This is a genomic window from Sphingomonas sp. (assembly GCF_035758555.1).
GTDB lineage: Bacteria > Pseudomonadota > Alphaproteobacteria > Sphingomonadales > Sphingomonadaceae > Sphingomonas_B.
In genome coordinates this window covers 12,570-32,787 of the sequence record NZ_DASTXI010000197.1, presented here as the reverse complement: position 1 = coordinate 32,787, position 20,218 = coordinate 12,570, and the positions used below count along the sequence as shown (strand labels likewise).

Genomic DNA, 20,218 nt, shown 5'->3' with positions numbered 1-20,218 from the left:
CGAGACGGCAAAATCGGTGCGGAGCGCTATGGGGACGGCTTCGGGCCTTTGGTTTCGAACCGCACTTGGTCGGTTGCGAAAAGCATTTCAGGCACGTTGATTGGGATCGCGGTCAAACAAGGACTGCTCGCCCCCAATCGGGCCGCATCCGTTCCCGAATGGCAGACTGACCGGATCGATCCCCGAGCCACCATCACCCTCGACAACCTGCTCCGCATGGCGAGCGGGCTGCACAGCGACACCGCCGGCAACCGCACTGACGCGCTTTACATGGGCGCGACCACGGTCACTCAGGAAGTCACGCATTGGCCGCTGGAGGCCGCGCCCGGCACCCGCTTCCGCTACGCGAACAACGACATCCTGCTGGCGATCCGCTCGCTTCGCGCGGCGCTGAACGACGATCAGCGCTACCTGGCGTTCCCGCACACTGAGTTGTTCGACAAGATCGGCATGACGCACACGGTCGCCGAGACCGACTGGCAGGGCAATTTCATCCTTTCCAGCCAGGTCTGGTCCACCGCCCGCGATCTCGCACGGCTGGGGCTCTTATGGCTGAACGACGGCGTCTGGCAGGGCGAGCGCATCCTGCCCGAAGGCTGGGTCAAGTACATGACCACGCCGTCCGGGCCGCAGCCGGCCGAAGGGCCCGGCTATGGCGCGACGATGTGGCTGTTCGGGCCCGCGCAGGGCCTGCCCGCGGGCAGCTACGCCGCCCAGGGCAATCGCGGCCAGTATATCATGGTGATCCCGTCAGAGCGGCTCGTCATCGTCCGCCGCGGCGAGGACCCGGTCGGCGCGCGCTTCGACATCGCGAAGTTCTCGGCAGACGTGGCGGCCGCGCTTCAGTGAAGAGCGGGGGTGGGCTCTGTAGAAACTGATACGTCGGCGGCGTTCCCGCGCCTACCGAACCGCCAGAACAGGAACAGGGCCAGCGCTGCGGTCGCCAGGCGCAGCGCGTTTCCGACCCAGCCGGTGCCCATGCTGTCCGGCGGCGTGCACACGACCCACACCGCGTTCATGGAGACGTGGATCACGAAGCCGCTCCAGATCGTGTAGCCGTCGATCGCGTCCACGACCGCGAACAGCACGGCGCCGAGCGCGGTGATCGCGAAGATCTGCAGGCCCGCCGTGTCTCCGCCGGCGCCCATCCAGTGTATGGCGCCGAAGCCCAGCGCCTGCACGGCGATCGCCAGGCCCATCGGCCAGCCGAGAGCCCGCCGGGTCAGCACGAAGCCGAAGCCGCGAAAGACGATCTCCTCCGCCAGCGGAAAGGCGAAGGCGAGCATCACAAGGTCGAGGGCCGACCAGTCGGTCGCCGGCTTGCCCAGCCACACGACGCCGATCCAGAAAGGCAGGGTTGCGACCGCCGCCAGCACCGGGCCGCGCCACCCGTTGAAACGGAGCCCGAGGTCCCGCGCCAGCCCGGCCGGCCGGCGGAGCAGCAGCCAGGCGCCTGCGGCGACGATCAGCACTGCCAGCAGATTGTCGAGGCCGGAGCCGCCATAGGGGATCGGCAGCGGGGGGATCGGCGATCCGACCGCCTTCGCCAGGTCGCGAATTTCCTGCGAGAGCAGGAGGATCAGGATCACCGCCACGCCCGCACCGATCCGCCACGCCGTCTTTGCCACCAATCCCTCCCGCTATTGCCCCGTTCCCGCGCTGTGTTACGGGGATAAGACGCAGCCGGCAACCGACGGAGACCTGGATGCTGAGAGACTGGGACGAGGTCGCGGCGTTCGCGCTGGCGCTGCCGGGCGCGGAGCTGTCGACCAGCTATGGCCGGCCGGCGGTCAAGGTGAACGGCAAGGCGTTCGTCTATCCGGGGCGCGAGGCGGACAGCTTCGCGATCTCCGCGTCCTTGCCGGAAAAGGAGCTGCTGATGGAAACGGACCCGGATACGTTCTGGGAATCCGCGCATTATCGCGGCTGGCCCGCCGTCCTTGTCCGCCTCGGCAGCGCGGACCGCGAGCGCATCGAAACGGTCATCACCCGTGCCTGGTGGGACCGGCTGAAAAAGCCGCAGCGGGAGGCGTTCGGGGAGCGACCGTGAGCCGCTTCACCCGTTTCGCCGCGATCGACTGGTCGGGCGCGGCCGGTCCGCGCCAGAAAGGCATCGCCCTGGCGGTGTGCGAAGCGGGGAGGGAAGCGCCCACGCTCGTTCGTCCCGGCCCTCTCTGGTCGCGGCAGGAGGTGCTCGACTGGATGCTGGCGCTGGAGGGCGACTGGCTGGTCGGGCTCGACCTGTCGCCGTCGCTCGCCTTCGCCGATTGCGGCGCCTTCTTTCCCGGCTGGGACCGCAGCCCGGCGGACGTGCGCGGGCTCTGGGCGCTGGTCGAGGAGATCGCCGGCGAGGAGCCGCATCTCGGCGCGAACCGCTTCGTCGATCATGCGGACGCAAGCCGGTATTTCCGCCGCCACGGCGGCCGCTGCGGCGATCTGTTCCCGCCCGGCGCCGGCCGCTTCCGCGTCGTCGAGGACGCGTCACGCGAACAGGGTCTGTGCAACCCGTACAGCAATTTCAACCTGGTTGGCGCCGCGCAGGTGGGCAAATCGAGCCTGACCGGCATGCGCCTGTTCCACCGGATCGACGGCAAGCTGCCGATCTGGCCCTTCGACTTCGCTCAGGACAGGCCCTGCGACCCGGTGCCGGAGCGCGGACCCGTCGTCGTCGAAATCTACACCAGCATCGCTGCCACCGCCGCCGGCCTGCCGCGCGGCCGCACCAAAATCCGCGACGGGGAAACGCTGGACCGGGCGCTCGCCGTTCTCGGCAGCCGCCCGCACGTGCCGCTGGCCCGTTATGACGACCACGCGACCGACGCCATTCTCGCGGCCGCCTGGCTGCGCGCGGTGGCGCACGATCCAGACCTATGGGCCCCGGCCGCCCTCACGCCCGATCTCGCCCGCACCGAAGGCTGGACCTTCGGGGTCCGCTAAAAATCCGTTCGCTTCGAGCGAAGTCGAGAAGCGGCTGCCGTGAACCACTCGTTTCTCGACTTCGCTCGAAGCGAACGGGCGAGGGGTGTCAAATCCGCCCCTCGTTCCGCATCCGGATCAGCTCGTCCGGGCTGGAGCGGCCGCCCTGGGCGTTGGCGCGGCGGATCGAGGCGATGGACACGCCATTGTCGCGCAGACGGATCATCTCGGCGGGGCTGAGGTCGCCATAGCCCACCTCGCGCAGCTCGCCGACGAAGCCGGCGCTGAGGCCATGGTCGCGCATCCGCACCACGTCGTCGGGCGAAAAGCGCCGGCCGCTCGCCGCCAGCTCGCGGACGAAATCTACGCTGACGCCGTGGTCCCGCATGTCGATCAGCTCGCGTACGCCGGCGTTGGGGAAGCCGTTCCGCCGCACCGCCGCCACATAGTCGGGCGTGACGCCATGATCGCGCAGGTCGATCAGTTCCTGTGGGCTGAGCTTGCCGAGGCCGTTCGCCATCACCGCGCGGATGAAGTCGGTGGTGACGCCGTGGTCGCGCATGTCGGCAAGCGCGCCGAGCGTTGGCAGATGGTAGCCGAGCGCGCTCACCTCGCGGAGCATGTCGAGGCCGACGCCGTGCTCGCGCAGCCGGATCACATCGGCGACGCTGGCGCCGCGATAGCCCTGGCGCGCGACTTCGGCGAACATCGGCAGGCCCACGTCCATCATTGTCAGCGACAGCAATTGCCGCTCGTCGGCATGGCCGAAGCCCTGCCGCTCCAGCTCCGCGACGAAGTCCGGATTGCCGGCAAAGCTGCAGTCGCCTTCGCCTTCGCCGGAGCCGGCGGTGCCGCTGCAATCGAGCGTGCCGGCATCTTCCCTGACCGCGAACCGCACCGGCCCGCGCCGTCCGCGCAACTGTTCGGCGGTCAGTCCGCTCAGGCTGGAGAGTTCGACCGGGTGGCTGTGGATGTTTTGGCTGCGCCCTTCGCGGTGCATCAGCGTGAACTGCACCTTGCCGTCGCTGCGCTTTTCGCCGTGATCGATCGACCATTCGATGCGGCCCGGCATCTGCGCGCAGGCGAAGGACGGCAGCGCGGCGAGCACGGCGGCAAGGCTCAGGATCAGACGGTGGTTCATGCAGGCTCTCCCCATTTCGGGGACCGCCATGCAACAAGCGTGCAGGAGCTAAGCTGTTGATTTGAGGGAATAACAAGTCCCGTCGCTGTACGCATGCGAACGGCTCTGGCCGGAATCGGACATCGTCCGGGCTGGACCTTCGCCGCGACCTGTCGCATTGCGGCGAACCGTGCCGGGTTAGCTCAGCTGGTAGAGCAACCGCCTTGTAAGCGGTAGGTCGTCCGTTCGAGTCGGACACTCGGCACCACTTGCTTCGTTTGTCTCGTGCGCCTAGATCGGCGGCGATGTTCGGCCGCTCCGGGAAGGGGCGGCCCTATTTGTTTCCGGAGGTTCTCTTGGCTCAGCCGCTCATGCCGCACGCGACCGCTTCGTGGCTGGTCGACAATACGTCGCTCTCGTTCCAGCAGATCGCCGATTTCTGCGGCCTGCACGTGCTGGAGGTTCAGGCGATCGCCGACGATACCGCCGCGACCAAGCTGACCGGCCGCGATCCCGTCCGCGCGCACGAGCTGACGATGGACGAGATCGAAAAGGGCCAGAAGGACCCGAATTACCGGCTCCAGATTTCGAAGGGACCGGAGCAGATCCGCCGCACCAAGGGGCCGCGCTATACGCCGGTCTCCAAGCGCCAGGACAAGCCGGACGGCATCGCCTGGATCATCCGCAACCACCCGGAAGTCTCTGACGGCGCGATCGGCAAGCTGATCGGCACGACGCGGACCACGATCGCGGCGATCCGCGACCGCAGCCACTGGAACATCGCCAACATCACGCCCAAAGACCCGGTAACTTTGGGCCTGTGCTCGCAGCGGGAGCTCGACGCCGCGGTGGCCAAGGCTGCGAAGGCGGCCGGCATCGAGGCGCCGACCGACACCCGCTTCGAAGGCGACCGCGAGGCGCTGATCGAGCAGCTGCGCGCCGAACGCGAGCGTGCTGCGCAGGAGGCGGACGCGGCCGCCGCGGGCGAGCTTCAGGCGCCGGATCATCCGGCGTTCGCCGACCCGTTCAAGCACGGGTGAGCCGCGCGCCCGACGCAGCGCTGGCCGACCATCACGCCAGCGCGACCAGCCACAAGGGCCTGCACTATCCCTTTGGCGATCGCGCGCCCGAACCGGGCGAGCTGATCGAGGTTGCGCCGGGCGTGCATTGGGCGCGGCTGCCGGTGCCGGGAGCGCTGAAGCACATCAACGTCTGGACTGTCGAGGAAGAGGGCGGGGTCGCGATCGTCGATACCGGCCTGCCGCTCGACGATTGCAAGGATGCGTGGCGCGCGATCTTCGACGGACCGCTCGCCGGGCGGACGGTCACGCGCGTGATCGTCACGCACATGCACCCCGATCATCTGGGGCTCGCCGGTTGGCTGACGCGCAAATTCGGCGTGCGGCTGTGGATGACGCGCGGCGAATATCTGACCGCGCGGCTGCTGGTCGCCGATGCCCGGCCCGAGCCGCCGGAAGACGTGCTCGCGATGTGGCGCGGCGCCGGCTGGTCGGACGATCAGATCGCGGCTGCCACCGCGCGCGGCTGGAGCATGTTCGCGCGGGCGCTGCACAAGCTTCCCGACGGCTATGTGCGGGTGCAGGCCGGCGGCCGGCTCGGCGCGTTCGACACCATCGTCGGCAGCGGCCATTCGCCCGAGCATCTCTGCCTGGTCGATCCGGCGCGGCGCGTGATGATCGCGGGCGATCAGGTGCTGCCGCGGATCAGCTCCAACGTGTCGCTGACGATGCTGGAGCCGGACGGCGATCCGCTCGGCGAATGGCTCGACAGCCTCGCCCGCTTCCGCGCCGAACTGCCCGGCGACCTGCTGGTGCTGCCGGCGCACGGCTCGCCCTTCACCGGTCTCCACACCCGGCTCGACGCATTGATCGAAGGGCACGAAAAGCAGCTCGCCCGGCTGGAGGAGCGGCTGGCCGAGGCGCCGCGGCGCGCGGTCGATTGCTTCGGCGTGATGTTTGCGCGGACGATCGACGACAAATTGCTCGGCATGGCGACCGGCGAGACGCTGGCACATCTGCGCTACCTCGAACAGCGCGGCCGAGCCGTCCGCGAAGACCGCGACGGCGTCTGGTGGTGGCGCCGATAGTGGTCCCGATCCGGGACGTTAATCTCCGTTAACGATGTTGCGTTGTTCAGCTTGAGTGATAACCCTTTGGCGCGGGCTGCGAATCAAAACAAAATTGTCTTCGCAACTTATTCAGGGGTGTCTCGATGAAAATTGCTGTTTCTCTCGCCGCGATTGCGGCGACGATCGCCTTTGCCTCCGCGGCACAGGCAAGCGACACGGGTGTCGTCATTCACGACGGCGTTCAGCAGATCCTACCGGGCGTTTTCGCCTATGATTCCGTCACGGAGCAAGGCGGCGGCGGTTACACCAAGGTGACCAATTCGGCGCCCCGCGCAGCGCCGGGTACGCCGGGTGCCAACGGTTCGCTGGAAATCCATGGCGATCGCTCGCGCTACGTGATCGGCAGCATCTACAAGGACCTTTTCCCCGGCACGCCGGCGGTTTCGATCGGTGCGTTCAACGTTCTCTCGCAACTCGATTTCGACTGGCAGACTGGCGTGGTCGGTTCCGGCCAGACCCACGCTGCGCCGGCCGTTCGCATCCATATCATAGACAATGGCGTGCGCTCCGAAATGATCTGGGAGCAGGTCTATAATGGCGGCGCATCGGGCGTTGCTCCGCCTTCGGGCTGGCAGACTGCTGGCGATGATTCGCTGTTCTATCTGAACGTGCGCGACAACGGCGCGGACTTCCTCGCGTCGCACGCCGGCTACACGCTGGACGCCGGCACGAAGGGGGTCGTTCTGTTCAACGGTGGCCAGGTCAATCGGTCGATCGGCAGCTGGCAAAGTCTCTTCAGCGCGGATGCTTACATCACCGGCTTCAGCTTCGGTGCCGGTTCGGGGTTCGGTTCGAACTTCGTCGGTTATGTCGACAATGTGCGGATCCGTAACGCCTTCGGCGACACCACGATCATCAACTTCGAAGCGGTGCCGGAGCCGGCCACCTGGGCAATGATGATCGGCGGCTTCGCGTTCGTCGGCGCCGCAGCCCGCCGTCGCAAGACGCGCGTGGTTTTCGCCTGACCAGAAGGGGTGCTCCCTCTTCCGGATGAAGAGGGAGACGCCCGCCCGGTATCGCCGGGCGGAAGGATGAGGGTGACCGGCCGGTCACCCTCATTTTTGTTTAGAACACCGGCTCGTCGTCGGGGCCGGCGTGAATCCCGCATTCGGTCTTGTCCCAGCCGCGCCAGCGGCCGGCGCGCGGGTCCTCGCCGGGACGGACCCTGCTGGTGCAGGGCGAGCAGCCGATCGACAGATAGCCTTGCGCCTCCAGCGGATGGCGCGGCAGTTTGTGCTCGGCGAAATAGCCGTCGAGCTCCGTCTTCGACCAGTCGGCGAGCGGGTTCAGCTTCAATCGGCCCTCGTCGATCTCGAAGCGCGGCAGCGCCGCCCGGGCCTTGCCCTGGAAGCCCTTTCGGCCCGAAATCCATGCATCGAACGGCGCCAGCGCGCGTCGCAGCGGCGCGACTTTCCTGATCTCGCAGCAGCCGTCCGGATCGTAGGACCAGCGCAGCCCGGTCTTGTCGCGGGCAGCCAGATCGTACGGATCGGGCCGGAACACCCGCAGGTCGGTATAGCCGAGCTGTTCCGCGAGCGCGTCGCGATAGGCGAGGGTTTCGCCGAACATCTTCTGCGTGTTGACGAAGATCAACGGGATCTCTCGGTCGATCGTCGCGACCATGTGGAGCAGCACCGCCGATTCCGCACCAAACGACGACACGATCGCGGTCCGGCCTTTCAGCTCGGTCGTCAGCAGTTCGCGCAGCATTCCGGCGGTGCCGACGCCGTCGAACCGCGCGTTCAGCCGGTCCGCGTCGGTCTGAACGAAGGCCGGCGCGGTGTCGATCGTGTCGAGCTTGCGGACCGCGCTAGCCATGGCGGAGCTTCCACACCGGAACCGCCGCATCGGCAGCGGTCTGGTAGACGAACGGGAACCGCTTCAGCGCTTCGCCGACCAGCCGGGCATCGAGCGGCTGAGCCGGCACGAAGCTGTCGAAGCCGCAGCGGCGCATGAACAGTATCTGGTCGACCAGCACGTCGCCTTCGGCGCGAAGTTCGCCGCTGTAACCGCTCTCGCGCAGGATACGCGCTGCCGAATAGCCGCGGCCGTCGCGGAAACGGGGGAAGGAAATCTCGACCAGCTTCAGCCGGCCGAAATGCGGGATCAGCTTGCGCACATCCTCGCCCGCCTCGACCCGCACCGCGTGCGCGTCGGGTTGTTCGAGGAAAGCGTCGAGCGTGACTGCCGGCTCCTCGTGCGGATCGTCGTCGCGGTATCTAAGCATTGAACCAAGCTCCGTTCGCTTCGAGCGAAGTCGAGAAGCGCGAGCGCCGGGCCAGTCGTTTCTCGACTTCGCTCGAAACGAACGGGTTCTTTTGACCCCGCTCAGCCATAGATCGCCTCCTTGAACGGCTCGAACCCGACGCGGCGGTAGGTGTCGAGGAAGCGTTCGCCTGGCGCCCGCACCTCGCGATACCGCTCGACCGCGCGTTCGACCGCATCGACGATCCCGTCCTCGTCGAACCCGGGGCCGGTGATCCTGGCCGAGCTGGTGTCCTCCGCGCCCGATCCGCCGAGCAGCAGCTGGTAGTTCTCGGTGCCTTTCCGGTCGACGCCGAGGATGCCGATATGCCCGGCATGGTGGTGGCCGCAGGCATTGATGCAGCCGCTGACCTTGATCTTCAGCTCGCCCAGATCGAGCTGCCGGTCGAGATCGGCGAAGCGCTCGGCGATCTTCTGCGCGATCGGGATCGAACGGGCATTGGCCAGGCTGCAATAGTCGAGTCCCGGGCAGGCGATGATGTCGGTGACGAGGTCCAGGTTCACGTCGGCCAGCCCGGCGGCGTCGAGCGCCTGCCAGACCGTGTAGAGGTCCGCCTTGCGCACGTGCGGCAGCACCAGGTTCTGCGCGTGGCTGACCCGCAGCTCGTCGAAGCTGTAGGTCTCGGCCAGGTCGGCGACCGCGTCCATCTGTTCGGCGGTGATGTCGCCGCCGATGCCGCCGATCCTTTTCAGGCTGATGTTGACGATCGCATGGCCGGGCGCCTTGTGCGCGGCGGTCTGCCGGTCGGCCCACAGCGCGAATTCGGGGTTCGAGCGGTCGATCTCGTCGGACAGGCCGGCTTCGAACGGCGGCAGCGCGAAATGGGCCGCGATCCGCTCATATTCGACGCGCGGGAAATCGGCGCCGATCTTCAGGATATGCCCGAATTCCTCCTCCACCTGTCTCGTGAACTCTTCCTCGCCCAGCTCATGGACCAGGATCTTCATCCGCTGCTTGTGGATGTTGTCGCGCCGCGCATGGCGGTTCCAGACGCGGAGCACGGCCTGCAGGTACGAGAAGATCTGCTCGGCGGGCAGAAAGGCGCGGATCGGATAGGCGATGAAGGGCGTCCGGCCCATGCCGCCGCCGGCGAACACTTCGAAGCCGGTCTCGCCGGTCTCGCCCCGCACGATGCGAAGCGCGAAGTCGTGCCAGCGCAGCGCCGCGCGATCCGCGGGCGAGGCGATGACCGCGATCTTGAACTTGCGCGGCAGGTAGCTGAACTCGGGGTGGAAGGTGGTCGCCTGGCGCAGCAGCTCCGCCCAGGGCCGCGGGTCCTCGATCTCGTCGGCGGCCGCACCGGCATAGTGATCGGCCGAGATGTTGCGGATGCTCTCGCCCGAGGTCTGGATCGCGTGCATCTCGACCGTCGCGAGCTCGGCGAGAATGTCGGGCGCCTGCTCCAGCTTGATCCAGTGATACTGGATGTTCTGCCGCGTCGTGAAATGCGCGTAGCCTCGGTCGTAGGTCCGCGCGATGTGCGCCAGTGTCCGCAGCTGGCGGCTGCTCAGCGTGCCGTAGGGGATCGCGATCCGCAGCATATAGGCGTGCAACTGCAGGTAGAGCCCGTTCTTCAGCCGCAGCGGCTTGAACTGATCCTCGGTGATCTCGCCGGCGATCCGCCGCCGCACCTGGTCGCGAAACTCGTCGACGCGGGCATCGACGATCGCCTGGTCGTAAACGTCGTACTTATACATGGTGATGGTGCCGGATCGGGTTCGCGCGAAGCTGCGAAGACGCGAAGAAGAAAGGTTGGTTCGCGCGGAGGCGCGGAGACGCGGAGATTCTGGTGCCGCGAAGCGGCTCTACCTCACCTTCGGCCTCAGAAATGCTTCGCCGGCGAGCGCCGGCGGAAGGGCAAGGTGCGGACCCTTCGCGCCTCCGCGCCTCCGCGCGAACCCAAATTCCTTCGCGTCTTCGCGTCTTCGCGTGAACCACGCTCATATCACCCAGCTCCCCGCGTTCGGGTCGGCGGGCTTCAGCGTCAGGTCAGGGCGCACGGTGGGGCCGAGCGCGCGGATGCGGTCCTTGATGTGGGCGGGACGGGGGCCTTCGGGGGTGGCGACCGCCTCGATGATATAGGCGTTGTTGACCCGGCGCGCGCCTTCCTCGCGCGTCAGGATCGGCTCGCCTGCCTCGCCGACATCGGCCGCATCCTCGACATGGCGCGACCAGCCGTCGCCGGCCCACCAGATGACGGCGCCGCTCGGCAGGTCGTTTCCGGTCAGGATCTTCATGCGATCCGCTCCGCATGTGCTGCGAAGCGAGCCAGGCAATCGACCGCATCCGACCGGTCCACGACCTCGCCGACGACGATGATCGCGGGGCTCTTGACGGTCTCGCGCGCCAGCATCCCGCCCAGGTCCGCCAGCAGCGAACGCAGCGCGCGGGCGCCGGGGCGGGTGCCGTTCTCCAGCACCGCGACCGGCATGTCGGGCGAGACGCCGTCGGCGATCAGCTTCTCGGCGATGTCGGCGCCGGTCGCGACGCCCATGTAGATGACGAGCGTCCGGCCCTTGCCGGCAAGGCCGGACCAGTCCTGGTCGGCGAGCCCCTTGCACTGGCCGGCGACGAAACTGACCGCGCTCGACACGTCGCGGTGCGTGAGCGGCAGCATCGCTTCCGCGGCGCAGCCCAGCGCCGCACTGACGCCGGGCACGACTTCGACCGCCACGCCAGCTGCGCGGCACGCCTCCGCTTCCTCGCCGCCGCGACCGAAGATGAAGGGGTCGCCACCCTTCAGCCGCACGACCTTGCGCCCCGCGAGCGCTTCCTCGACCAGCAGCAGGTTGATCGCGTGCTGCGCAAGCGTGTGGCGGCTGCGCTGCTTGGCGACCGAGATGCGCGGCGCCGCGCTCAGCTCCAGGATGCGCGGATCGACGAGTCCGTCATGAACGATCAGGTCCGCCGAACGAAGCAGCTCCGCCGCGCGCAGCGTCAGCAGCCCGGGATCGCCCGGGCCTGCGCCCACAAGATAGACATGGCCGTGTTCCATGCCCCGCAGATGGGCCGGTCCGGCGCGCGCGACAAAGCAAGGATGCTTGTGCGGGGTTTAGCGTGGCTTTCTCCAGCTTCGTCATGCCGGACTTGATCCGGCATCCACCTTTCTTTCCCGCCGAACGAGAGAAGGTGGACCCCGGATCAAGTCCGGGGTGACGCGTTAACGCAATCCCACCGTTATGCTCGCCTCCGCCTTGTCCACCTCGGTCGACACGACCGGATAGGCGACATAGTCCGCCGCGTAATAGGCGCTCGGCCGGTGGTTGCCGCTGAGGCCGATACCGCCGAACGGGGCAGCCGAGGAGGCGCCGTTGGTCGGCCGGTTCCAGTTGACGATGCCGGCGCGCGCGCCCGCCCAGAAGCGGTCGAACAGCGCCTGGTCGCCGCCGATCAGCGAGGCGGAGAGGCCATAGCGGGTGTCGTTCGCCTCGGCGATCGCGGCGTCGAAGTCGGGCACGCGCACCAGCTGCAGCACCGGGCCGAACAGCTCCGCGTCGGGCCGGTCCGGCACGTCGGTCACATCGATCAGTGCAGGCGTGACGAACGGGCGATTGGCGTCGGGGCGGTCGAGCGGGTGGATCACCCGTCCGCCGCGCTCGACCAGCGACAGGAACGCCTCGATCAGCGCGTCGGCGGCGTCGTTGTCGATTACGGGCCCCATGAACGGCGCCGGCTCGTCGTGCGGCGCGCCCAGGATCAGGCGGTCGATCAGCCCCTCCAGCGCGCGCAGCAGCGGCCCCTCCGCGCCGTCCTGCACGATCAGCCGCCGCGCGGCGGTGCAGCGCTGGCCCGCGGTCATATAGGCGGATTGCACGATCAGCGCTGCGGCGGCGGCCGCATCGGCCGCATTCCAGACCAGGATCGGATTGTTGCCGCCCATTTCCAGCGCCAGGATCTTCTCCGGCGTGTCGGCGAACTGCCGGTTGAGCGCGAGGCCGGTGCGCGCGGAGCCGGTGAACAGCAGCCCGTCGATATCCTGATGTGCCGACAGCGCGCGACCCTCGGCCGGCCCGCCGATCAGCAGCCGCGCGACGCCGTCGGACACGCCGGCCTCGCGATACAGCCGGATCAGCATCTCGCCGCTCGCCGGCGTTTTCTCCGACGGCTTGAACACCACTGCGTTCCCCGCCAGCAGCGCCGGCACCATGTGCCCGTTCGGCAGATGGGCAGGGAAATTGTAGGGCCCCAGCACCGCCAGCACGCCGTGCGGCTTGTGCCGCAGATGCGCGCCGGCGCCGAGGTCGCGCGTGCCGATCCGCTCCTGATGCGCGCGGATCGAGATTTCGACCTTGTTGACGACCGCATCGATTTCGGTCCGCGCTTCCCACAGCGGCTTCCCCGTCTCGCGCGCGATCAGGTCGGCGAACAGCTCCTTCCGCTCGCGCGCGAGATCCGCGAAGCGGCGCAGCACCGCGATCCGCTCGTCCAGCGGCCGCCGCGCCCAATCGGGGAAAGCGGCGCGGGCAGCGGCGACTTCGGTCTCCGCATCGCCGACCGGCGCGCGCCACAGTTCGGCGCCGGTCGCGGGTTCATGAGAAATCAGCATGGTCATGAAATCCGCTTAACAGCCCTTTCTCCCCCGGAGTCTAGCGCCCCGCGCGACGGAGGTGCGTGAGGGGGTGCCATGCGCGCGCGTTCTCCTTGAACTGGTTGAGGCGCGGAGACGCCAGCGACCAGCGCAGCGGTCGCGTCAGCGGTATGTAGAGGCCGGAATTCGCCAGCACCCGGTCGGCGGTGGCCAGCTGCACGCTGCGGTCGAGCAGCGACTGGGCATTGCGCGCGCCTTCGAGCGCGTCGAGCGCTTCGTCCGAACAGGCGTCCGCCGACGGACAGGCAACCGTGTCGAGATACCAGAGCGCGCTGCCCGCCGGCGCGACCTCGTCGACGATCGCCAGATCGGATTGCGACGGTTTCGTGACGCGCACCGTCTCGATGCCGACGCGCCGCCAGTCCGCCGCCAGCCGGCCGTAAAGCAGCGTGTTGCCCGGCGACGGCGGCAGATAGAGGCGCACCTGCAGCGGCTCGGGATCGGTCGCGCGCCAGGCTTGGACGCGGCGCTGCGCTTCGGCGATGCGGCCGGCGATGTCGAATGCCGCCCAGGGCGGAAACGCGGGATCGGTCGCGGAGCGATAGCGCTGCGGCAGGATCGGCAACGCGCCGAGCCACCCGGGCGCCTTGAACGCGTCGAGCAGGGCGTCGCGGTCGATCGCCATGCCGAGCACCTGCCGCATTTCCGGATCGGCGAGCCAGCCGCGCGACTTCAGGACAGACAGTCCGAACAGTCCCTCCGCCGGATCGATGCGGATCGTGCGGTTCGGCGGCTGTGCCACCTGGACCAGCGGCCAGTCGCGATAGGTGCCGCCCAGCACCAGGTCGCTGCCCCCTTGGATGAACCGCGCGACCGCGAGTGCCGCGCGTTCGCCGGTCAGGCTGATGTCGGGCAGCGGCGGTTCCTTCGATTCTTCCGGCGGCTTGACGCGCTGGGTCAGCGCGACCGTGCTGCCGACGCGCTTGCCGGGCTGATACGGCCCCGTTCCCCCCATCGCGCGCGACAATATGCTGGCCTCGGGCTGGGCGAGCAGCTCGAACAAAGGCGGCCGCGGCACGGTCAAGCGGAATTCGATCACGTCCGGCGTGGTCGGGTTGATCTCCTCGATCGAATCGAATGCGTCGCGCAGCGGGTTGCGGCTGTTGGGCGTGATGATGCCTCGCGCCCGCCGCGCCACTTCCTCGGACGTGACGCTCTTCCCGTTGGGCCAGATCGCCGGGCGCAGACGAAAGATCGCGCTCAGCCCGTCGCTGGTGACGATCCAGCGCTGCGCAAGCGCCGGGCCGATCTGCGCTTCCTCGTCATAGGCGACCAGCGTTTCGGCGACTGCGCCGAGCAGCACGCGTTGGGTCGCGTCTGGCTGCTTGCGGCTGGGATCGACCATCGTCGGCGGGCCGCCGATCACGCTGACGCGGATCGGCCCCTGGTCGTCCGACCGGCTGCAGGCCGCCAGCAACAGCAGGGGAAGGAGCCATCGCCTCATCGGCAAACCTCTATGGCCGCAACGCGCCAAGGCCAAGCGTTGCCTTAATGCGTCTTTTACCGGTGATGGCTAAGTTGTTGGGAATGGCTCTGACTGCGCGCGATGGCGGTGAAGCTGCGCCCACGGGACCCGATCGGCTGCTGGCCGAGGCGGCCCAGGTCGCGCGCCATGCCGATGCGCGGCTGACGGCGGCGCTCAACGATCTGTTCCTGCCCGATTTTGTTCGCCCTACGGACAGCCAGCGCGCGGCGATGGCGAACATGCTCGACGCGCTCGTCACCGAGGTCGATCACGATCTTCGCGCCGGCCTGATCGCGCGGCTGGGCGAGGCCGCGCCGCCGGTGCTGGGCGTTGCGCGGATCCCGATCGTCCGGCCGATCTTCGATCGCGCGGGCGTGCTTCGCGACCGCGAGCTGGTGGCGCTGCTGCTCGCCCGCGCCGAGGAGCACCGCATCGCCCAGGCGATTCGCCGCGTCGCCCAGATCAACCCGGAACCCACGCCGATCGTGCATCTCGCCGTCGCGCCCGAGATCGAGGCGGCGCTCCAGCTGGCCGAGAATCGCCGCACGGGCAGCCACGGCGAACCCCATGTGACGATCGCGGACCTGCCGGCCGACCTGCTGCACCGGCTGCTCTGGTGGGCAGCCGCGGCGCTGCGCGATTATCTGGAGCGGTCGACGACTCTCGACGCCGGCGCCCGCGACGAGGCAATTTCCGCCGTCGTCGCGAACCGTCTGGCGGCGCATGACGAGGGGCAGACGCTCGAAGCCGCAGCGATGCGCGTCGCGATCGCGCTGAACGGTGACGAATCGCTGCTTTTCGAGCTGTTCCGCGCCGGCCGCTTCAGCCTGTTCGTTGCGTTGCTTGCCGTCCGCGCGCGCATCGACTTTGCGCCGGCGTTCATGCTTGCCGCCGATCCCGGAATTGGCGCGCTTGCCGTGCTGCTGCGTGCGGTCGAAGCCTCGACGCAGGTTGCGGCCCCTATCCTGCTGCAGATGGCCGCGATAAACCGCCTCTCCGAAGCCAAGCTCGAGGAGCGGGTGAACGACTTTCTGGATCTCGAACTCGCGGCCGCGCACGACGCCGTCCGTCCATGGCGGCTCGACAAGGCATTCCGGCACGCGATCGCCGATATCGGGCGGGAGCGGCGGCAGAAATGAGCGGCGCGCTCGCCTATGGACGCGTCGACCGCGACGGCCGGCTGGTCGAGGCAGAGCTGCCGCTGCAGCGGCTGCAGGAATCCGCAGGCTCTGCGCTGGGGCAGCCGGTCGCGGTTCCGCAGATCGCGACGATGGCGCGGCTGGCGCAGCGGCTCGGCATTCTCGTCTCGCGCTGCGTGATCGCGGCCGAAGGCAGCGACGATCTCGATCTCTGGGTCGAGGCGAAGCCCGATGACGAGGGCGTCGCCCTGTCGGTCGGTGGCTGGGCGCGGCGGCCCTCGCGCGCTGGCGACGACGGCGGCGAACGCGTCTATGATTTCATGCGGTCGCGCGGCGACTGGCTCTGGGAAACCGACCCGTCTCTGAAGATCACGTCGATCGGTGCGGATGGCAGCGAAGCGATGGTCGGTCAGCCGTTCGGCCGGATCTTCCAGTTCGTCGACACCGGCGAGGGTCTCGCGATCCTCGAAGCGCTGGCGACTCGCGCCCGTTTCGAGGGGCAGGAAGCGGTGGTCCGCGCATCCGGCGAGCGCGTCCGGCTGACCGGGCTGCCGCTGATGGACGGCGGCGGACGCTTCGCCGGCTATCGCGGCAACGCCTTCCGGCTCGACGGCGAGCCGGCGCCCGCGGAGCCTCAGGAGCCGGTCGTCGACGCGTTCGGCGCGCGGCTGGAAAAGGCGCTGCGCGGGCCGCTGTCGCAGATCATCGAGCAGGCGGAGAATATCGGCGCGCAAAAGGACGGTCCGATCCGCCGCGACTATGCCGAATATGCGAACGACATCGCCAGCGCCGGGCGGCACCTGCTGGGCGTGATCGGCGACCTGGTCGACCTGCAGGCGATCGAGCGCGAGGACTTCCGCCCGCGCACCGAACGGATCGACCTGACCGAACTCGGCCGCCGGGCCGCCGGCCTGCTGAAGGTCCGCGCGTCCGAACGCGGCATCCGCATCGACGCGCCCGCCGCGGACGAGACGCTGTTCGCGTCCGGCGACGATGGGCGCGTGACCCAGATCCTCGTCAACCTGATCGGCAACGCGGTCCGCCACTCGCCGGACGGTGCGTCGGTGTGGCTGCGGGCCGAGGCGCAGGACGGCCACGCCGTGCTGGTGGTCGCGGATCAGGGTCCCGGCATCGCGCCCGGCGATCATCAGCGGATTTTCGAGAAATTCACCCGGATCGATCCCGCCGACGGCGCCGGCAGCGGCCTTGGCCTCTACATCGCCCGCCGGCTCGCTCGCGCGATGGGCGGCGAGATCGCCGTCGATAGCGCGCCGGGTCAGGGCGCCCGCTTCATCCTGAGCCTGCCGCTCGCCTAATCGAGTTTGCGGATCGTCTCGTCGAGGTGGCCGACGGTGATCCCCAGCTTGGTCAGCCGCATCCGGTTCAGCGCCGTGCGTCCGCCCGGCTGCAGGTAAATCCACTGCTCGGCAGTGACGCCGTCTTTCATCCGGTAGCGCAGGTGCAGCATGTTGCCCTGCACGTCGCCGGAGACCGGGCCGGTGGCGTCGGTCAGCGTGCCGGTGTAGCGGTTGCCGCCGAGCGGCCGGAACCGCCATTGGCGTTTTTCCGGCGGCCGGTTGCCCCTCTTGACGACCTGATCGAGGACCAGCGTGCCGTCTGCGGCCGCGCGGCCCAGCCCTTCGACGCGGACCGGTTCCGGGTCCTTGAAGATGATCTTCAGCGTCGCGTCGCCGTGCGTTCGGCCGGCGAAGAACGCGGCCACGTCGAAGACCGGCTGCGGCCGCGCCAGCTCCTCGCCCGGTTGCCTGGCCGAACAGCCGGCCAGCGCAACCAGGCCGAGAAGGCCGGCTCTAGCGCCGGTCGATCGGAACATAGTCGCGCTGGGTGGGGCCCGTGTAGAGCTGGCGCGGACGGCCGATCTTCTGGTCGGGATCGGTGATCATCTCGTTCCACTGCGCGATCCAGCCGACCGTGCGGGCGAGCGCGAACAGGGCGGTGAACATCGACGTCGGGAAGCCGATCGCCGACAGGATCACGCCCGAATAGAAGTCGACGTTCGGGAACAGCTTCTTCTCGATGAAGTAGGAATCGTTCAGCGCCATTTCCTCGAGCTGCAGCGCAACCTCGAACACCGGATCGGTGACCTTCAGCGCGTTGAACACCTCGCGCACTGTCTTCTGCATCACTGTCGCGCGCGGGTCGTAGTTCTTGTAGACGCGGTGGCCGAAGCCCATCAGGCGGAACGGGTCGTCCTTGTCCTTCGCGCGTTCGATATAGTGCGGGATGCGGTCCGGCGTCCCGATCTCGCGCAGCATGTTGAGCGCCGCTTCGTTTGCGCCGCCGTGCGCGGGGCCCCACAGGCAGGCGATGCCGGCGGCGATGCAGGCGAACGGGTTCGCGCCCGACGATCCGGCCAGCCGCACCGTCGAGGTCGACGCGTTCTGCTCATGATCGGCGTGCAGGATGAAGATGCGGTCCATCGCCTTTTCGACCGCGGGATCGACTTCGTACGGCTCGGCCGGCACCCCGAACGTCATGCGCAGGAAATTGGCCGAGTAGCTGAGCGAATTGTCCGGATACAGGATCGGCTGGCCGACCGAATATTTGTACGCCATTGCGGCGATCGTCGGCATCTTCGCGATCAGCCGGTGGCTGGCGATCATCCGCTGCTGCGGATCGGTGATGTCGGTGGAATCGTGATAGAAGGCGGAAAGCGCGCCGACGATGCCGCACATGATCGCCATCGGGTGCGCGTCGCGCCGGAAGCCGCGCAGGAAGGTCGTCAGCTGCTCGTGCAGCATGGTGTGGCGGCTGATCGTGCGGCTGAACGTCGCCAGCTCGTCCTGCTTCGGCAGCTCGCCGTTCAGCAGCAGATAGCAGACTTCCATGAAGCTCGACTGTTCGGCGAGCTGTCTGATCGGATAGCCGCGATGCAGCAGCACGCCCTGATCGCCGTCGATATAGGTGATCTTGGACTGGCAACTGGCGGTCGAGGTGAAGCCCGGATCATAGGTGAAGGCCCCCGTCTGCGCATAGAGTTTGCGGATATCGACCACTTCGGGGCCGACCGATCCCTGCAGGACCGGGAATTCCGTTTCTTTTCCGCCGAGCGCCAGCTTTGCCATGTCACCCATATCGTTACTCCTTGATCATCTGCGCCTCGGCGCTGCCCCTGTTTCCTTGCGCAACGTCCGCCAAGCGCGCCAGCGATTCCTCGCGGCCCAGCAACACCAGCACGTCGAATATGCCCGGAGAGGTCGTCCGGCCCGTAAGCGCGGCGCGCAACGGTTGCGCGACCTTTCCGAGACCTATCCCGGCCTCCTCCGCAACCTGCCGCACCGCTTCTTCGATCGGCCCGGCCGCCCAGTCGGAAACGGCCGCGAGCGCGTCGTGGGCTTTCCCCAGGAGCGTTGGCGCGTCGCCTTGTAGCAGCGCCGCAGCCTTGTCGTCGAGAGCGAGCGGGCGCGGAGCGAACAGGAAGGTCGCGCCGTCCGCGATTTCGTCCAGCGTCTTCGCACGCGGCTTCAGCTCCGGCATCGCGCGGACCAGCAGCGCCTGCTCGTCGGCCGACAGCGCACGGCCGATCAGCTCTGCCACACGCGGGCCGACAAGGCCGGCCAGCCGCTCGTCGTCCGCTTCGCGCAGGTAATGGCCGTTCAGATTTTCCAGCTTCTTGAGGTCGAAGCGGGAAGGGGAGCGTCCCACGCCGCCGATGTCGAACCACTCGATCGCCTGGTCGCGCGAGATGATCTCGGCATCGCCATGCCCCCAGCCGAGCCGGAGCAGATAGTTGTTCACCGCCTCCGGCAGCATGCCGAGCTCGTCGCGATAGGCGTCGACGCCCAGAGCTCCGTGGCGCTTGGACAGCTTGGCGCCGTCCGATCCGTGGATCAGCGGGATATGCGCATAGGCGGGCTCCGGCCAGCCCATCGCCTTGATGATGCCGAGCTGGCGGAAGGCGTTGTTCAGATGATCGTCGCCGCGGATCACGTGCGTCACGCCCATGTCGTGATCGTCGACGACCACCGCGAGCATATAGGTCGGCGTGCCGTCGGAGCGGAGCAGGATCATGTCGTCCAGCTCGCTGTTCTGGACGGTGACGCGGCCCTGGACGAGATCGTCGATCACCGTCTCGCCGTCGCGCGGCGCCTTAAGGCGCACGGCGTAGGGCACGTCCGCAGGCCAGTCGGTGCGGTCGCGCCAGCGGCCGTCATAGCGGAGCGGCTGCTTCGCCGCGCGCTGCTGCTCGCGCAGCTCGGCCAGCTCTTCGGGAGTCGCGTAGCAGCGATAGGCGTGGCCGCTCGCCAGCATCGCCTCCGCCACCTCGACGTGCCGCGCGACACGCTGCGACTGGAACACCGCCTCGCCGTCCCAGTGCAGGTCGAGCCAGGCCATGCCGTCCAGGATCGCGTCGATCGCTTCCTGGGTGGAGCGCGCCTTGTCGGTGTCCTCGATGCGCAGCAGGAATTTGCCTCCGTGATGACGCGCGAACAGCAGGTTGAACAGGGCGGTCCGCGCGCCGCCGATGTGCAGGAAGCCGGTCGGCGAGGGGGCAAAACGGGTAACGACGCTGCTTGCGCTCAAGCGCTTATGCTCCCTACGCTGCGGTGGACC

At 68.2% G+C, this 20,218-nt stretch carries 20 protein-coding genes and 1 tRNA gene; 9 read left to right on the top strand and 12 right to left on the bottom strand.

Annotation, left to right across the window (positions count from 1 at the left end):
• A partial coding sequence (locus VFT73_RS11925; RefSeq protein WP_326411349.1) for a serine hydrolase occupies positions 1-849 on the top strand: 849 nt, incomplete at its 5' end.
• Here VFT73_RS11925 and VFT73_RS11920 read toward each other — a convergent pair.
• A complete protein-coding gene (locus VFT73_RS11920; RefSeq protein WP_326411347.1) occupies positions 843-1,628 on the bottom strand; it encodes a CPBP family intramembrane glutamic endopeptidase in 786 nt (261 codons plus the stop codon). The two genes, VFT73_RS11925 and VFT73_RS11920, sit on opposite strands and share 7 nt — an antisense overlap.
• A 77-nt stretch (positions 1,629-1,705) precedes the next feature.
• Here VFT73_RS11920 and VFT73_RS11915 point away from each other — a divergent pair, with 77 nt between their 5' ends.
• Entirely contained in the window at positions 1,706-2,050 is a 345-nt protein-coding gene (locus tag VFT73_RS11915) for an MmcQ/YjbR family DNA-binding protein (RefSeq protein WP_326411345.1), read from the top strand.
• On the top strand, positions 2,047-2,937 hold the full coding sequence (locus tag VFT73_RS11910; RefSeq protein ID WP_326411342.1) for a hypothetical protein: 891 nt from the start codon (positions 2,047-2,049) through the stop codon (positions 2,935-2,937). The genes VFT73_RS11915 and VFT73_RS11910 overlap by 4 nt, the downstream gene beginning before the upstream one ends.
• 88 nt (positions 2,938-3,025) lie before the next feature.
• Here VFT73_RS11910 and VFT73_RS11905 read toward each other — a convergent pair whose 3' ends face one another.
• On the bottom strand, positions 3,026-4,057 hold the full coding sequence (locus tag VFT73_RS11905) for a hypothetical protein (RefSeq protein ID WP_326411339.1): 1,032 nt from the start codon (positions 4,055-4,057) through the stop codon (positions 3,026-3,028).
• 171 nt (positions 4,058-4,228) lie between these two features.
• Between VFT73_RS11905 and VFT73_RS11900 the strand changes: the two genes are divergently transcribed.
• The 4 genes from VFT73_RS11900 to VFT73_RS11885 all read left to right on the top strand — a co-directional run bounded on the left by VFT73_RS11900 (position 4,229) and on the right by VFT73_RS11885 (position 7,150).
• Positions 4,229-4,304: transfer RNA gene (locus tag VFT73_RS11900), tRNA-Thr, on the top strand.
• Positions 4,305-4,407: 103 nt separating this feature from the next.
• Entirely contained in the window at positions 4,408-5,076 is a 669-nt protein-coding gene (locus tag VFT73_RS11895; protein WP_326411352.1) for a DUF1013 domain-containing protein, read from the top strand.
• Positions 5,073-6,143 carry an MBL fold metallo-hydrolase gene (locus tag VFT73_RS11890; protein WP_326411336.1) on the top strand — a complete coding sequence of 357 codons (1,071 nt, stop codon included), beginning with the start codon at positions 5,073-5,075 and terminating at the stop codon, positions 6,141-6,143. The genes VFT73_RS11895 and VFT73_RS11890 overlap by 4 nt, the downstream gene beginning before the upstream one ends.
• A gap of 125 nt (positions 6,144-6,268) precedes the next feature.
• A complete protein-coding gene (locus VFT73_RS11885) occupies positions 6,269-7,150 on the top strand; it encodes a PEPxxWA-CTERM sorting domain-containing protein (protein ID WP_326411334.1) in 882 nt (293 codons plus the stop codon).
• Positions 7,151-7,250: 100 nt separating this feature from the next.
• Here VFT73_RS11885 and VFT73_RS11880 read toward each other — a convergent pair whose 3' ends face one another.
• The 7 genes from VFT73_RS11880 to VFT73_RS11850 form a co-directional block, all read right to left on the bottom strand.
• The gene (locus tag VFT73_RS11880) at positions 7,251-8,003 is read right to left on the bottom strand and encodes a phosphoadenylyl-sulfate reductase (RefSeq protein ID WP_326411331.1); all 753 of its coding nucleotides are present in this window, start codon (positions 8,001-8,003) and stop codon (positions 7,251-7,253) included.
• Positions 7,996-8,412, bottom strand: a complete 417-nt coding sequence (locus VFT73_RS11875) for a DUF934 domain-containing protein (protein ID WP_326411328.1) — start codon at positions 8,410-8,412, stop codon at positions 7,996-7,998. Before VFT73_RS11875 ends, VFT73_RS11880 begins: the two co-directional genes overlap by 8 nt.
• Before the next feature lie 101 nt (positions 8,413-8,513).
• Entirely contained in the window at positions 8,514-10,148 is a 1,635-nt protein-coding gene (locus VFT73_RS11870) for a nitrite/sulfite reductase (RefSeq protein ID WP_326411326.1), read from the bottom strand.
• Positions 10,149-10,391: 243 nt separating this feature from the next.
• Positions 10,392-10,688: a DUF2849 domain-containing protein gene (locus VFT73_RS11865; RefSeq protein ID WP_326411323.1), complete on the bottom strand. Its 297-nt coding sequence runs from the start codon at positions 10,686-10,688 to the stop codon at positions 10,392-10,394.
• Positions 10,685-11,446: a uroporphyrinogen-III C-methyltransferase gene (cobA, locus tag VFT73_RS11860; RefSeq protein ID WP_326411321.1), complete on the bottom strand. Its 762-nt coding sequence runs from the start codon at positions 11,444-11,446 to the stop codon at positions 10,685-10,687. Before cobA ends, VFT73_RS11865 begins: the two co-directional genes overlap by 4 nt.
• 165 nt (positions 11,447-11,611) lie before the next feature.
• Complete coding sequence (gene astD / locus VFT73_RS11855) at positions 11,612-13,003, bottom strand: succinylglutamate-semialdehyde dehydrogenase (protein WP_326411318.1); 1,392 nt, start codon at positions 13,001-13,003, stop codon at positions 11,612-11,614.
• Positions 13,004-13,037: 34 nt separating this feature from the next.
• Complete coding sequence (locus VFT73_RS11850; protein WP_326411316.1) at positions 13,038-14,483, bottom strand: ABC transporter substrate-binding protein; 1,446 nt, start codon at positions 14,481-14,483, stop codon at positions 13,038-13,040.
• 83 nt (positions 14,484-14,566) lie between these two features.
• Between VFT73_RS11850 and VFT73_RS11845 the strand changes: the two genes are divergently transcribed.
• Both VFT73_RS11845 and VFT73_RS11840 read left to right on the top strand, forming a co-directional pair.
• Entirely contained in the window at positions 14,567-15,643 is a 1,077-nt protein-coding gene (locus VFT73_RS11845) for a DUF2336 domain-containing protein (RefSeq protein WP_326411314.1), read from the top strand.
• Complete coding sequence (locus VFT73_RS11840; protein ID WP_326411312.1) at positions 15,640-16,959, top strand: HAMP domain-containing sensor histidine kinase; 1,320 nt, start codon at positions 15,640-15,642, stop codon at positions 16,957-16,959. The genes VFT73_RS11845 and VFT73_RS11840 overlap by 4 nt, the downstream gene beginning before the upstream one ends.
• Here the strand turns inward: VFT73_RS11840 and VFT73_RS11835 are convergent.
• The 3 genes from VFT73_RS11835 to gltX are packed head-to-tail and all read right to left on the bottom strand — an operon-like array spanning position 16,956 to position 20,188.
• Entirely contained in the window at positions 16,956-17,477 is a 522-nt protein-coding gene (locus tag VFT73_RS11835) for a DUF3833 family protein (RefSeq protein ID WP_326411309.1), read from the bottom strand. The genes VFT73_RS11840 and VFT73_RS11835 overlap by 4 nt on opposite strands.
• Positions 17,455-18,738, bottom strand: a complete 1,284-nt coding sequence (locus tag VFT73_RS11830) for a citrate synthase (protein ID WP_326411307.1) — start codon at positions 18,736-18,738, stop codon at positions 17,455-17,457. Before VFT73_RS11830 ends, VFT73_RS11835 begins: the two co-directional genes overlap by 23 nt.
• A 4-nt stretch (positions 18,739-18,742) precedes the next feature.
• Positions 18,743-20,188: a glutamate--tRNA ligase gene (gene gltX, locus VFT73_RS11825; RefSeq protein WP_326411304.1), complete on the bottom strand. Its 1,446-nt coding sequence runs from the start codon at positions 20,186-20,188 to the stop codon at positions 18,743-18,745.
• Between the last annotated feature and the right edge of the window lie 30 nt (positions 20,189-20,218).

Bases quoted from the DNA above. Each gene is read 5' to 3' on its own strand.
- VFT73_RS11915 (WP_326411345.1), top strand. From the start codon at position 1,706: ATGCTGAGAGACTGGGACGAGGTCGCGGCGTTCGCGCTGGCGCTGCCG.
- VFT73_RS11905 (WP_326411339.1), bottom strand. From the start codon at position 4,057: ATGAACCACCGTCTGATCCTGAGCCTTGCCGCCGTGCTCGCCGCGCTG.
- VFT73_RS11895 (WP_326411352.1), top strand. From the start codon at position 4,408: ATGCCGCACGCGACCGCTTCGTGGCTGGTCGACAATACGTCGCTCTCG.
- VFT73_RS11885 (WP_326411334.1), top strand. From the start codon at position 6,269: ATGAAAATTGCTGTTTCTCTCGCCGCGATTGCGGCGACGATCGCCTTT.
- VFT73_RS11880 (WP_326411331.1), bottom strand. From the start codon at position 8,003: ATGGCTAGCGCGGTCCGCAAGCTCGACACGATCGACACCGCGCCGGCC.
- VFT73_RS11875 (WP_326411328.1), bottom strand. From the start codon at position 8,412: ATGCTTAGATACCGCGACGACGATCCGCACGAGGAGCCGGCAGTCACG.
- VFT73_RS11870 (WP_326411326.1), bottom strand. From the start codon at position 10,148: ATGTATAAGTACGACGTTTACGACCAGGCGATCGTCGATGCCCGCGTC.
- VFT73_RS11865 (WP_326411323.1), bottom strand. From the start codon at position 10,688: ATGAAGATCCTGACCGGAAACGACCTGCCGAGCGGCGCCGTCATCTGG.
- cobA (WP_326411321.1), bottom strand. From the start codon at position 11,446: ATGGAACACGGCCATGTCTATCTTGTGGGCGCAGGCCCGGGCGATCCC.
- astD (WP_326411318.1), bottom strand. From the start codon at position 13,003: ATGACCATGCTGATTTCTCATGAACCCGCGACCGGCGCCGAACTGTGG.
- VFT73_RS11850 (WP_326411316.1), bottom strand. From the start codon at position 14,483: ATGAGGCGATGGCTCCTTCCCCTGCTGTTGCTGGCGGCCTGCAGCCGG.
- VFT73_RS11845 (WP_326411314.1), top strand. From the start codon at position 14,567: ATGGCTCTGACTGCGCGCGATGGCGGTGAAGCTGCGCCCACGGGACCC.
- VFT73_RS11840 (WP_326411312.1), top strand. From the start codon at position 15,640: ATGAGCGGCGCGCTCGCCTATGGACGCGTCGACCGCGACGGCCGGCTG.
- VFT73_RS11835 (WP_326411309.1), bottom strand. From the start codon at position 17,477: ATGTTCCGATCGACCGGCGCTAGAGCCGGCCTTCTCGGCCTGGTTGCG.
- VFT73_RS11830 (WP_326411307.1), bottom strand. From the start codon at position 18,738: ATGGGTGACATGGCAAAGCTGGCGCTCGGCGGAAAAGAAACGGAATTC.